Below are 12,419 nucleotides of genomic sequence, written 5' to 3'. Positions count from 1 at the left end.
AGCCGGGCCGGTTCAACAACGTCGACCTCATCTACGGCTTCCAGCTCGGCGGCCGTAAGGTCGACCTCGCGGTCGTCTCCGACCGCGGCCGCGACACCGTCCGCACCTACGCGATCGACCCGCGGGCGGCCGCCCGGCACCAGGCGCCGCTGACCGACGTCACCGACCCGTCCGCGCCGTTCGTCTTCTCCACCTCCCTCGACGAGGTCAACGACCAGGCGACGGCCTACGGGCTCGCGTCCTGGAGCGACTCGCGCGGCGGCGGCTACGTCGCGCTGAGCCGCCGGCACACCTCCCGGCTCGGCCTCGTCCGCCTCCAGGTCACCGCCGCCGGCAAGATCAGCTACCGGCACGTCCGCGACCTGGACCTGCCCACCTCGTTCCCGGTGCCCGGCGGCACCTGGACGCCCTGCGAGGACCCGGGCGAGGGCCCCCAGGTCGAGGGCATGGTCGCCGACCCCGAGAACGACGCGCTGTACGCCGCGCAGGAGGACGTCGGCATCTGGCGCATCCCGATGGACGGCGGCGGGCCGCAGCTCATCGACAAGGTCAAGGAGTTCGGCGTCCCCGCCACCTACAACCCCGGGACCGAGGAGTGCGACCCGAGCGGGCCCGACCCGGGCGTGGGCGGCACCCACCTCACCGCAGACGCCGAGGGCCTGTCGCTTTACCAGCAGGACGACGGGGAGGGCTACCTCATCGCCTCCAGCCAGGGCGACAACACCTTCGTCGTCTACGACCGCGAGGACCCGGACGACTACATCGGCCGGTTCCGCGTCGCCCCCGGCACCACCGTGGACGGCTCCGAGGTCTGCGACGGCGCGATGGTCACCAGCGCCCCGATCGGCGGCTTCCGCAACGGCCTCCTGGTCGTCCACGACGGCGTCAACACCCCCGACGCGGTGGACGGCAACGGCGAGGTCCGCGAGAACACCAACTTCAAGTACGTCGACTGGAAGGATGTCGCCGAGCCCCTCGACCTGGACATCACCCCGGGCGACTGGGACCCCCGCGACTGACCTGACCTGACCTGACCTGACACGACCCGACACGACCGCACCGGACGCGAGTCGCCGCCATGCCCCCCATGGCGGCGGCTCGCCCCATCTACGGAGATCACGACATGGCCCATCCGACCCTGGAGGACGTCGCCGCACGCGCGGGGGTGTCCCGCGCGCTGGTGTCCCTGGTGATGCGCGGCTCCCCCAAGGTCGGCAGGGAGCGCCGGGAGGCGGTCCTCGAAGCGGCCCGCGAGCTCGGCTACCGGCCGAACATGATGGCCCGCGGCCTCGCCGCGGGGCGGACCGGCATCGTCGGGGTCCTCCTCGCCGACCTGCACGACCCGTGGTGCGCGGCGGTCCACGACGGGCTCGCCGACGAGGCGCCGCGCGGCGACGTCCGGCTGCTGGTGTCCACGGGGCGCGGCCGTCCCGCCCGCGAGTCGGCCGCCCTGGACGACCTGCTCGACCTGCGCCCGGACGGGGTGGTCCTGGTGGGCCCGCGCGTCCCCGCCGCCGACATCGACCGCGCCGCCGCGGGCTGCCCGGTCGCGGTGGCCGGGCGGTCCGTCCGCTCGGGCCGCGTCGACTGCGTGACGGGCGACGACGCGGCGGCGGTGGCGCACGCCGTCGAGCAGCTGAAGGCCCTCGGGCACCGCGTCATCGCCTGCCTGGACGTGGGCCCGCGCCCCTCCTCGCTCCGCCGCGCCTGCGAGGCCGCCGGCCTGACCACGGTGGCCGGTGCGGACGAGCTACCGGCGTCCGCCACGGCCGTGCTCGCGCTCGGCGACACGACGGGCACGGCGGCGCTGACCGCCCTGCTGCGGGCTGGACGGCGCGTCCCCGAAGACGTGTCGCTGGTCGTCCACGGCGACCCGCCCGGCGCGCTGAGCGCCCAGGTCACCACGGTCGCCGCCCCCGCCGCCGAACTCGGCCGCCTCGCCATGGCGGCGCTGCTGGACCGGATCCGCGACGGCGTCTCGGCGGAGCCGCGACGCGTGACCGTCCCCCCGCGCCTGGACGAGCGCGCCACCACCGCCCCGGTCAGGCGATGAGGCGCAGCCCGGTGGCCGCCAGCGTGAGCGGGCCGTCGTAGACCTGCCTCGCCTCGGCCAGCGCGGCGTGCGGGTCGGCCCAGGGGCGCAGATGGGTGATGACGAGATGCGCCGCGTCCGCCTGTTTCGCCAGGTCGCCCGCCTGGGCGGGTGTCAGGTGCGCCTCGGCGGCGCCGGGCGTTTCCACGGACGCGGCCGCCTCGCAGAGCAGGACGTCGCTACCGCGGGCCAGCTCCAGTAGTTCTGGGCATTCACCCGAGTCGCCGGAGTAGGTGAGAACGCGCGAGCCGGCCGTCACGCGGACGGCCAGCGCCGGGACCGAGTGCCGCACCGGGGCGGTCTCCACCGTGAACGGCCCGAGGCTCATCGGGCCCGACACGGGCTCCAACCAGCGCAGGGCGTCGGCGTAGGAGGGCGAGAGGCCGAGGCGGTCGGAGGTTCCGGCCGGAGCCAGGACCGGGAGCGGCGCCCGCTGCCCGCGCCGGTCCCGCACGTACGCGAGGGGCGCCAGGTCCGCGTAGTGGTCGCGGTGCGGGTGGCTGATCACCACGGCATCGATCGCGCACGGGTCGGTGAAGCGCTGCAGCGGGCCGAGCGCGCCCGTCCCGGCGTCCAGCAGGAGCCGGAAGCCGGCGTGCTCCAGCAGGTAGCAGGAGCACGCGGCGTCCGGCCCCGGGACGGTCCCCGCGCAGCCGGCGACGGTCAGGATCACGGCAGCACGCGGGAGACGAGGTCGGCGACCGCGCCCTCCGCGCAGGCGGCGACCACGATGTCCGCGGCGGCGCGGACGGGCTCGGCGCCGTCCCCGACGGCGGCGCCGAGCCCCGCGGCCTGGATCATGTCCAGGTCGTTCGGGTTGTCGCCGATCGCGGCGACGTCGCCGAGGGCCACTCCCCGCGCGGCGGCCAGCTCGCGCAGCGCCGCGCCCTTGGTCGCGCCCGGTGGGAGGGCCTCCAGGTAGGTGCTCTCCGACCGGACGAGGGTGACGTCCGGGACGTTCACCGACACCGTTTCCTCGGCGGGGTCCATCAGCTCGGGACGGTCGCAGATCATCATGACCTTGACGATGTCGTCGAACGGCAGGTCGCCCCACGCGCCGATGCGGGTGAGGGTGATGCCGTCCCGGTGGGCGTACTCCCGCAGCGCCGGTGAATCGGACACCACGTGGGCACAGCCGCCGCTGAACGCCACCGGCCACACGCCCTCGGGGAGGGAGCCGAACAGCATCGTCAGCTTCGCCCACGCGGCCACGCCCAGGCAGCGCCGGTACAGGACGGTGCCGGTGCTCAGGTCGACCACGCGCGCCCCGTTGTAGAGGATCGCGGGGGTGGTGAGGCCGAGTGCCCGGTAGTACGGGAGGGCGGCCGCCTCGCTGCGTCCGGTGGCGATGACGACGGTGCCGCCCGCGTCCATGAAGCGGCGCAGCGCCGCCAGGCTCGACGCGACGATCTGCTTGTCGCGGGCGACGAGCGTCCCGTCGAGGTCGGTGACGATCCAGTCGACCGTGCGGACGCCGGTGGTGCTCATGCCCCGCTCCCCTGCGCCGGCAGGCCCGCCACCTCGCGCATGACGGACCCGGCGAGGTCGAACCCGCCGACGTGCGCCAGGTAGCCGGGCGCCTCGTGGTCGGGGGCGCCCGGCTCGCCGCCGAGCGGCAGGTACGTGCCGCCCGCCTGCCGGACCAGCAGCAGCGCCGCGGTGACGTCCCAGGCGTTGATGGACGGGTCGTAGGCGACGTCGGTCCAGCCGGCGGCGACGTGCGCGAGGGTGAGCGCGGCGCTGCCGGGGCGGCGCAGCGTGGCGAACGCGTCGACCATCAGGCCGAAGCGGCGCAGCGCCTCCGCCCGGTCGGCCGCCAGCTCGCGCGCGTTGGGGTAGGACGTGGCGACGACGGCGGTCGCGTCGCGGCCCGCGCCGCGGCTCTGGATCCGCTCGCCGTCGCAGGTCGCGCCGCCGAGCGAGGCGCTGAACATCTCGTCGCGGACCGGGTCGTACACCGCGCCCGCGACGACCTCGCCGCCCGCGACCGCGCCGATGGACACGCAGAAGAACGGCAGGCCGACGGCGAAGTTCGCGGTGCCGTCGATCGGGTCGACGTACCAGCGGATGTCGCCGTCCGCGCCCTGGACCCCCTGCTCGCCCTGCGCACCGCCCTCCTCGCCGACGACGACGCTGCCCGGGGTCTCCTTGGCGAGCACCTCCCGGATGGTCTCCTCCGCCGCGCGGTCGTGCTCGGTGACGGGGTCGTGCATGTCGCGCTTGGTGTCGACCTCGGGACGCGAGCGGAACGCCGCCCGCAGCCGGTCCCCCGTGGCCCGAGCGGCGAGCTCGGCGATCCCGGCCAGTTCCCGCGAGGCGGGCACATCGACCCTCATGCGTCTCCTTCCATGGCGTTGGTGAGCAGTTCGAGCAGCCCGTGCCCGTCGTCCACGACCGCGTCGGGGCGGCAGCGGACCTCGTACGGCACGTCGTAGGTCCCGCCGGCGACCATGAGCACGTTCCCGCCGACGCCGGCGCGATGCCCGCAGAGCACGTCGCGGTCGAAGTTGTCGCCCGCGTACCAGGCGTCGCCCGGCTCGACGCCGAGCGCGCGGGTCGCGATCCAGATCATCTCCGGGTTGGGTTTGCGCACGCCGGCCTCGTCGCTGTAGACCTCCAGCGCCAGCTTCTCCGCCAGGCCCGTCGCGGCGGTGAAGTTCCGGTGGACGGCGGCCGACAGCGAGTTGCTGACGACGGCGCACGGGATGCCGTGGTCCGCGGCGGCGTCCAGCAGTTCGGGGATGCCCGGCCTGATGCGCCGCTCCTGCCGCAGCTCCCCCATCCGCTGGCACAGCGGCGTCGCGTGCGTGACGACCAGCTGCCGGGCGGGCGCGGGCCAGTCCGCGGCGACGTAGTCGCCCCAGAACCCGGCGTGGGTCATCTCGGCCGGCGCGTAGAGCCGGGACATCGCGTCCTTCCAGCACTTGTCGGCCGCGACGCCCGCCTTGATGTCGGTCTCGACGGCGGTGACGTCGAGGTCGCCGCAGCCGGCGCGGACGAGGGCGGCGTGCACCTCCTTCGCCAGCGCCGCCGACCAGCCCTCGCGGCGGGACGTCTCGACCAGCACCCCGCCGAAGTCCAGCAGGAGGGCCCGGGGCCTGCGCATCGGCGCGTTCACGGCACCGCCTTCTCGACGGGGGCGGTCGCCTCGTCCCAGGCGGCCATGCGGGCGCCGTCCTCGGCGAACAGGTGCAGGCGGCCGGGCCGCGTCCAGCAGGTCAGCCGGTCGCCGGGGCCGGCCTCCGGGTCCTCGTGGGTGACGGCGAACAGCTCGGTGTCGAGGACGCGGAGCTGCACCGTCCAGCTCGCGCCGGTCGGCAGGACGGCCTCGACGACGGCCTCGTCCGACCAGGCGGTGTCCGGGACGCCGTCCGTCGACCGGACGAGGCGGAGCGCCTCCGGCCGCACGCCGACGCAGCCCGGCGACCCGATGCCGCGCTTCTCCGCGAACCGGAGCAGCGACCCGGCGAGCCCCTCCGGCTCGGCCCCGATCGGAACGATGTTCATGGGCGGGCTTCCTACGAATTCTGCGACGAACCGGTTGCCGGGTCGCTCGTACATCTCCATCGGCGGTGCCACCTGCTGCAGCTCTCCCTCCGACATGACCGCGATGTGCGTGGCCATCGTCATGGCCTCCATCTGATCATGCGTGACGAAGACGACGGTCGCGCCGGTCTCGTCGTGGATGCGCTTCAGCTCGGTCCGCATCTCCAGGCGGAGCCGGGCGTCCAGGTTGGACAGCGGCTCGTCCAGCAGCAGGACGTCGGGGTCGACGGCGAGCATGCGGGCCAGCGCGACGCGCTGCTGCTGGCCGCCGGACAGCTGCGACGGGTACCGGTCCATGCAGTCGGCGACGTGGACCTTCTCCAGGGCCTCCTTGGCGCGGGCCTTGCGCTGCTCGGCCGGGACCTTGCGCATCCGCAGCCCGAACTCGGTGTTGCCGCGCACGGTGAGGTGCGGCCAGAGCGCGTAGTTCTGGAAGACGAGCCCCATGTCGCGCTTCTCCGGCGGGACGTACACGCCGCGCTCCACCGAGTCCAGGACGCGGTCGCCCACGGCGATCTCACCCAGGGTCGGCTGCTCCAGCCCGGCGATCATGCGCAGGGTGGTGGTCTTGCCGCAGCCGGACGGGCCGAGCAGGCAGGTGAACGAGCCGTCCGGGATGGTGAGGTCCAGGTCCTTCACCGCCGGGCGGGTGCCGCCGGGATAGGTCTTGACCACTCCGCTGAGGGTGATGGCCGGCATTGATCAACCTCCGATGCCCGAGGCCAGGCTGCTCTTGGTGAGCCGCTGGGCCAGGTAGGTCATGGTGAACGAGAGCAGGGCGATGATGAGCACGACGCCGTTGGCGAGCTGGGTGTAGCCGTACTCGACGAGCCCGATGGACAGGGTGGTCAGCAGCTGGGTGCCGGCGGTGGTCAGCATGATGACGATGCTGAGCTCCTTCAGCCCCGAGATGAACGGCAGCACCACGCCGGTGACGAGCGCGCCCCGCTGGATCGGCATGATGATCCGCGTCATCCGGGTGACCCAGCGGGCCCCGCTGATCTGCGCGGCCTCCTCCGGTTCCCGGCCGAGCTGCATCATCGCCGAGATCCCCGACCGGGACGAGTACGGCAGGTGCGTCACCACCATCACCAGGACGAGCAGCGTGATCGTCCCGTACAGCGCCGGGACGGGGCCGCGCTGGACGGCGAACAGCGACAGGCACGCGGCGGCGAACGCGATGCCCGGCACCAGGTACGGCAGGAACGACACCTGCCGCAGGAACGTGGAGACCCGGCTCCCGGCGCCGCGCACCACCACGTAGCCGATCAGCAGCCCGAGGAACCCGCACACGAGCGCGGCGACCCCGACGATGCGGAGGCTGTTCCAGGCCGCCTCCCACAGCTCGGAGCCGCGCAGCACGCCGTGCGGGAACCCGACGGCGCCCTCGATCTTCGAACCGAACCAGTACTTGAGCGTGAAGTTGTCGGCGCTGAACACGCCCGGCGTCTTGGTGACGGTCGACAGCAGCAGCGTCAGCACGGGGACGACGACGCTCGCGGCGAACACCGTCATGCCGAGCCCGAACGCGGGCCAGCGCCAGCGGCGCAGGTCGCTGCGGCGGTCCATGGCGCCCTTGCCGCCGACCGTGACGAACCGGCGCTGCTCCCGCACGAGCCGGGTGTCGACGACCACGACGAGCACGCCGATCAGCACGATGACGCCGGCGAGCGTCGAGGCGACGCCGGTGCTGCGGTCGCGGATCGCGTGGTAGAGGCCGGTGGACAGCACGTTGTAGTCGCTCGGCAGCCCGAGGATGTAGGGGGTGCCGAACGTGCCGAGGACGCGGCCGAGGACGAGCAGCACCGCCGACGACAGCGCGGGCAGCATCAGCGGCAGCGTGATGCGGCGGACGACCGTCCGGCCGCCGGCGCCGAGGATGCGGGCCGAGTCCTCCAGCTGCGAGTCGATGCGGCGCAGCGCGTTGCCGAACAGCAGCAGCACGAACGGGTAGTAGTGCAGCCCGAGCGTGACGATGATCGGCAGCGGCCCGTAGGCGAGCCAGTCGGGGGTGCTGATGCCGGCGCCCTGCAGGTAGCCGACCTGCCCGCCGGACCGCTCGTTCTTGAACAGCGACAGCCAGGCCAGCGCGAACGTCCAGGACGGCAGCATGTACGGGACGACGAGCGCGCCGGCCAGGAACTTGCGCCCCGGCACGTTGGTGCGGGTCACCAGCCACGCCATCGACCCGCCGACGACGAGGGCGAACGCGATGACGCCGAGCGCGACCGTCACGGTGTGGAGGAGCGGCTCCCAGAACAGCAGCCTGCTGACGGGCGAGCGGAACACCCGCCACAGGTAGTAGCCCGTCCACGAGCCGGACTCCTGGCCGGAGCGGGCCTCGTCGCCGTACTGGACGCGGGCCGCGTCCGAGATGACCGAGACGAGCGGGGCGATGACGAGGTAGAGCAGGACGGCGCTCAGCGCGAGGCCGAGCAGCACGGTGGGGTCACGCAGGAGCACGCGCGACCGGTACAGCACGCGCCGGCCGCGAGACGCCGGCCGTGCGGGGGCGGCGACCGCCATGGGCAGTTCCTCCGGGGGTGAGGGCCCCGGCGGGCCGCGCCGAGCGGCCCGCCGGACGGGTGTGTTCATCTGGGGGGACGACCCCCCAGGCGCCCCGAGCACGGTCCTGAGCCGAGCCTTCGCTCCGCTCAGGCTCGGCTCAGGAGTGGTTGACGCGCCAGAAGTCCTTGATGTCCTGGCGGGCGCGGAAGTCGGCGAGCAGCTGGTCCGAGGAGAACCAGTACAGCTGCGTGTTCCAGTCGGTGAGGCCGGGCGGGTTGTGCGGGCTCACGCCGACCTTGTCGTTGCCGGACACGCCGCCGGAGTGGGCTTCGAGGTCGAAGCCCTCCTTCTCCATCGCGAAGTGGACGAAGAGCTTGGCGGCGTTCGGGTGCTTGGAGCCGGTCGCGATCGTGGCGAACTTCGGGTAGGCGAAGCCGGTCCACGGGGCCAGGCCCTCGCAGACCTTCATGTTGAACTTCTTGTCCTCCAGGTCGCGGAATTTGGCGATGGAGAACAGCCCGATCGTGGTGCGGGTCTGGTTGGGGGCACCGACGGCGGTCGCGACGTCCTCGTCCTCGGTGGTGAGGACGGGGTCGTTCTTGGCGAACCGCTTCACCCACTCGTAGGCGGGGTCCTTCTCATCGAGCTTGAGCTTGCCCTTGCCGAGCTGCTCGTAGGCGGCGGCGAGCTTGTCCGAGCCCTGCTCCGACATCTGCGTGAACCACTGGGTGAAGACCTCCTTGCCCAGCGGGTCCTGCAGCATCACCTTGCCCTTCCACTCCGGCTCGGTGAGCTGCCACATGTTCTTCACCGGGCAGCCGTTCGGGTTGAGCTTGGGGTTGTAGGCGAACACGTACGCCTTGGAGATCATCATCAGCGGGTTGCGGTTCTTCTCCGCGATGCTCCCGGCGAGGTCCGGCGGGATCCAGGTCTTGACGATCTTCTGCGGGAGGAGCTGCCCGACCAGCATGGGGCCGTCCTCGAACAGGCTGACGTCGATGGTGACGTTCTTGGCCTGCGCCTCGCGGGTCATCTTCTCGGCGGTGGCGGCGGCCTTGGACTTCACGCCCTCGGCCTTGATCCCGTACTTCTTCTCGAACGCCGCCGCCATGTCCTTGACGTCGCCGCTGCCGTCGTAGGCGAGGAGGCCGCCCTCCTTCTTCGCCGCCTCGACGAGCGCGTTCAGGTCGAACGACGCGGCGTCCTCGACGGTGACGGTCGGCAGCGGGTCGCCCGCGCCCGCCTCGCCGCCGCTGGACGGGGCGCACGCGCTGAGCGCCGCGGTGGCGAGCGCGGCCAGCACGGCGGCGCCGGTACGGCCCCGGCGCCCTCTCGGGATGGTGCGGATCATGGTCGGTTCTCTCCTTGCGCTTCGCCGGCGGGCCCCGGACCTGCGGCTCGATGGGGGTGGATGAGAGGGTCAGTGACTGCGTTTGAGCATCGCGTCCGACAGGGCGTCGGCCGCCTCGCCGAGCCGCCGCCCGACCGCGTCGAGCCGGTCGAGCAGCTCCCGGCTGCGCAGCACGTCGATGTCGAGCGGCCCGGCGAACAGCCGCGCGAGCGCGGCCTGCCGGTACTCGCGGACGCGGTTGCCGGCCTTGCGCGCGCCCAGCGCCGCGATGGTGACCGCGGCGGGCTCGGCGAGGACCTTCCGGACGGCGGCGTCGAGGGCGGTCAGCCCCTCCAGCACCGCGTCCAGCGGCGGGACGGCGAAGCCGAGTCCGGGCGGCCCGAACAGGTCGGCCTCGCGGACGAAGTCGCGGAGGTTGTCCAGGACGTCGTCGGCGGAGCGGGAGAGCCGGTAGAGGTCCTCCCGGTCGATGGGGGTGGCGAGGACGCCGCGCAGCATCGCGGCGAGCTCGGCCCGCTCGGCGTCGCCGGCGTGCTCGATCTCGGCCATCCGGGCGCGGGCGTCCGCCGAGGGCACCCGGCCGGCGGCCATCTCGCGGGCCAGCTCGGCGCCGTCGCGGGCGGCGCGGACCTGCCGGGCGACCTGCCCGATCACCCGGTCGCCGGAGCGGCCGCGCAGGTCGTCCCAGACGAGCCGGAACCGGCGGACGGGCCGGACGGCGGCGCTCACAGCGCCCTCACCGCGAGGCCGCAGAGCGCGCCGCCGGCGAACGCGAGCGGGAGGGTGAGCAGCCAGGCGGCGCCGATGCCGAGGACGTTCTGCCAGCGCACCCGCGCGGCGCCCTCGCTGGCGGCGACGCCGACGACCCCGGCGGTGACCGACTGCGTCATGCTGACCGGCGCGCCCGCGAGCGAGCTGGCCGCGACGGACGCGGCCGCGGCCGCCTCGGTGGACACGACGTGCAGCGGCCGGGCCAGCACGAGCCCGCGGCCGAGCCGGTCCCCCACCCGGTGGACGGCGCTGAGCGCGCCGGCGCAGAACACCACGCCGATCGCGAGGAGCACGAACGGGGTGGGCTGGACGGGCCCGATCGCGCCGAGCCGCCGGGTGGATACCACGTGCCGCGCCACGCTGACGACGGCGAGCATCTTCTGCCCGTCGTTGGCGGCATAGGCGGCGCACTGGGCGCTGTAGGCGAGCACGTGGGCGGTCCGCACGGCGCCGGGCATGCCGGCGAAGGACGGGATGCGGCGGGAGGCGAGCCCGAGGCCGTACCCGACGGTCGTCCCGACGAGCGGCGCGGCGGCGCCGACGAGTAACACCAGGCCGAGGCCGCCCCAGGAGACGTCCAGGCCCATGCCGAGGCCGGCGCCGCCGATGCCGCCGACGATCGCGAGGGTCAGGCTGGTCGGCAGGCCGCGCCGGGTGAGCGCGGTGACGACGGCGAGCGCGACGGTCACGCCGAGCAGGAAGGCGAGCGCGCCGCGCCGGTCGCCGAGGTCGGTCAGCCCCTCGGTGAACGTCCGCGCGACGGCGACGGTCAGCTGCGGGACGAGCACGAGCGGCAGCAGCACCAGCGCCATCAGCAGCGGCCCGGACGAGCGGGGGTAGCGCCCGCTCAGCCCGAGCAGGGCCGCGCCGTCGTTGACGCCGGTGACCCAGACGAAGGCCAGCGCCACCGCGGCGAACGCCATCGCCCAGATCATCGCAGCTCCGCCAGCGCGACCCGGCGGCCCTCCCGCAGCGACAGCGTGGCGGCCTCGGCGACGAGGAACGCCTCCAGCGCCTCGTCCACCGTGCAGGGGCTCGGCACGTTGCCCTTGGCCACTTCTAGGAACGTTCCAATCTCGTTCGCGTAGGCGGGGTCGAAGCGCTCCTGGAAGTCGGTCCACGGGTCCCCGGAGGGCCAGTCGACGCCGGGTTCGGCCGACCGCAGCGGGGCGCGCTCGTCCAGCCCGACCACCCAGGTGGCGGCGGTGCCGGCCAACTCCATCCGGACGTCGTAGCCGGCGCCGTTGTAGCGGGAGCCCTGGAGGGTGGCGATCGTCCCGTCGTCCAGGGCGAGGACGGCGGCGCTGGTGTCGACGTCGCCGGCCGCCGCGAAGTAGGAGTCGCCGCGGTTGGCGCCGGCGGCGGTCACGGACTCGACCTCGCGGCCGGTGACCCAGCGCAGGATGTCGAAGTCGTGGATGTGGCAGTCGCGGAAGATCCCGCCGGACGAGCGGACGTACTCGGCGGGCGGCGGCGCCGGGTCCGCGGTGACGAGGTGGACGCGGTGCAGCGCGCCGAGCCGGCCGTCGAGGACGGCCCGCCGCGCCGCCGCGTAGCCGGCGTCGAAGCGGCGCTGGAAGCCGATGTGCACCGGGACGCCGGCCTTGGCGGCGCGGTCGCGGACCTGCAGCGTGGTGCGCAGGTCGGGCGCGACGGGCTTCTCGCAGAACGCGGGGACGCCCGCGTCGCAGGCGCGGCCGAGCAGTTCGGCGTGGGTGGCCGTGGGGGTGGCGATGACGACGGCGTCGAGCCCGGCGCCGAGCACCGCGTCCGGGTCGCCGGCGCGGGCCCCGATCGGGCCCGCGAGCGCCTCGGCCCGGCGGACGTCGGCGTCGCCGATCAGCAGGGCGTCCACCTGGGGGTGCCCGCCCAGGAACCGGGCGTGCCACGCCCCGATCCGCCCCGCGCCCAACAGTCCGACCCGCATGGTGCCTCCCACTGGCCCGTTCGGTCTGATGGCGAGTTCACCGGAGCGACCGGTGGTGGACACCGTCCGTTCATCCGCTCGTCATCTTCGTGTGGCTTGAGGCACATTTGTAGCCCGCGCCGGAACGTCAGTCAATACTTTGTTCTTACATCTAGACGTTCTGACCTGAAGTCATCGCTACCTGACAGTCCGGCCGGCGGCGCGGCGGGACCGCGGGGCGGGAC

12 protein-coding genes are annotated in these 12,419 nt (G+C 73.8%); 2 read left to right on the top strand and 10 right to left on the bottom strand.

Features of this window, described 5'->3' with window-relative positions; genetic code table 11:
• Together ETD96_RS30740 and ETD96_RS30735 are read left to right on the top strand one after the other, a co-directional pair.
• On the top strand, positions 1-1,019 hold a 1,019-nt coding region (locus ETD96_RS30740; RefSeq protein ID WP_138639986.1), incomplete at its 5' end, for a phytase.
• 104 nt (positions 1,020-1,123) lie between these two features.
• Positions 1,124-2,053, top strand: a complete 930-nt coding sequence (locus tag ETD96_RS30735; protein ID WP_205719526.1) for a LacI family DNA-binding transcriptional regulator — start codon at positions 1,124-1,126, stop codon at positions 2,051-2,053.
• Here ETD96_RS30735 and ETD96_RS30730 read toward each other — a convergent pair.
• The 10 genes from ETD96_RS30730 to ETD96_RS30685 all read right to left on the bottom strand — a co-directional run bounded on the left by ETD96_RS30730 (position 2,043) and on the right by ETD96_RS30685 (position 12,195).
• Positions 2,043-2,765 (bottom strand): MBL fold metallo-hydrolase, encoded by a 723-nt coding sequence (locus tag ETD96_RS30730; protein ID WP_138639985.1) that lies wholly within the window; start codon positions 2,763-2,765, stop codon positions 2,043-2,045. The genes ETD96_RS30735 and ETD96_RS30730 overlap by 11 nt on opposite strands.
• On the bottom strand, positions 2,762-3,580 hold the full coding sequence (locus tag ETD96_RS30725; protein WP_138639984.1) for a Cof-type HAD-IIB family hydrolase: 819 nt from the start codon (positions 3,578-3,580) through the stop codon (positions 2,762-2,764). The genes ETD96_RS30730 and ETD96_RS30725 overlap by 4 nt, the downstream gene beginning before the upstream one ends.
• Positions 3,577-4,428, bottom strand: coding sequence for an inositol monophosphatase family protein (locus ETD96_RS30720; protein ID WP_138639983.1), 852 nt, complete (start codon positions 4,426-4,428; stop codon positions 3,577-3,579). The genes ETD96_RS30725 and ETD96_RS30720 overlap by 4 nt, the downstream gene beginning before the upstream one ends.
• Positions 4,425-5,210, bottom strand: a complete 786-nt coding sequence (locus ETD96_RS30715) for an HAD family hydrolase (RefSeq protein ID WP_240808342.1) — start codon at positions 5,208-5,210, stop codon at positions 4,425-4,427. Before ETD96_RS30715 ends, ETD96_RS30720 begins: the two co-directional genes overlap by 4 nt.
• Positions 5,207-6,337: an ABC transporter ATP-binding protein gene (locus tag ETD96_RS30710; RefSeq protein WP_138639982.1), complete on the bottom strand. Its 1,131-nt coding sequence runs from the start codon at positions 6,335-6,337 to the stop codon at positions 5,207-5,209. The genes ETD96_RS30715 and ETD96_RS30710 overlap by 4 nt, the downstream gene beginning before the upstream one ends.
• 3 nt (positions 6,338-6,340) lie before the next feature.
• A complete protein-coding gene (locus ETD96_RS30705) occupies positions 6,341-8,101 on the bottom strand; it encodes an ABC transporter permease (protein WP_240808341.1) in 1,761 nt (586 codons plus the stop codon).
• 202 nt (positions 8,102-8,303) lie between these two features.
• Complete coding sequence (locus ETD96_RS30700) at positions 8,304-9,497, bottom strand: ABC transporter substrate-binding protein (protein WP_138639980.1); 1,194 nt, start codon at positions 9,495-9,497, stop codon at positions 8,304-8,306.
• 69 nt (positions 9,498-9,566) lie between these two features.
• Complete coding sequence (locus tag ETD96_RS30695; protein ID WP_138639979.1) at positions 9,567-10,226, bottom strand: DUF47 domain-containing protein; 660 nt, start codon at positions 10,224-10,226, stop codon at positions 9,567-9,569.
• Entirely contained in the window at positions 10,223-11,203 is a 981-nt protein-coding gene (locus tag ETD96_RS30690) for an inorganic phosphate transporter (protein ID WP_138639978.1), read from the bottom strand. Before ETD96_RS30690 ends, ETD96_RS30695 begins: the two co-directional genes overlap by 4 nt.
• Positions 11,200-12,195 (bottom strand): Gfo/Idh/MocA family protein, encoded by a 996-nt coding sequence (locus tag ETD96_RS30685; protein WP_138639977.1) that lies wholly within the window; start codon positions 12,193-12,195, stop codon positions 11,200-11,202. The genes ETD96_RS30690 and ETD96_RS30685 overlap by 4 nt, the downstream gene beginning before the upstream one ends.
• Positions 12,196-12,419: the final 224 nt, after the last annotated feature.

The sequence above is a fragment of the Actinomadura geliboluensis genome, assembly GCF_005889745.1.
Taxonomy (GTDB): domain Bacteria; phylum Actinomycetota; class Actinomycetes; order Streptosporangiales; family Streptosporangiaceae; genus Spirillospora; species Spirillospora geliboluensis.
Note: the sequence above shows the minus strand (reverse complement) of the source record. Positions and strands in the feature narration are given on the sequence as shown.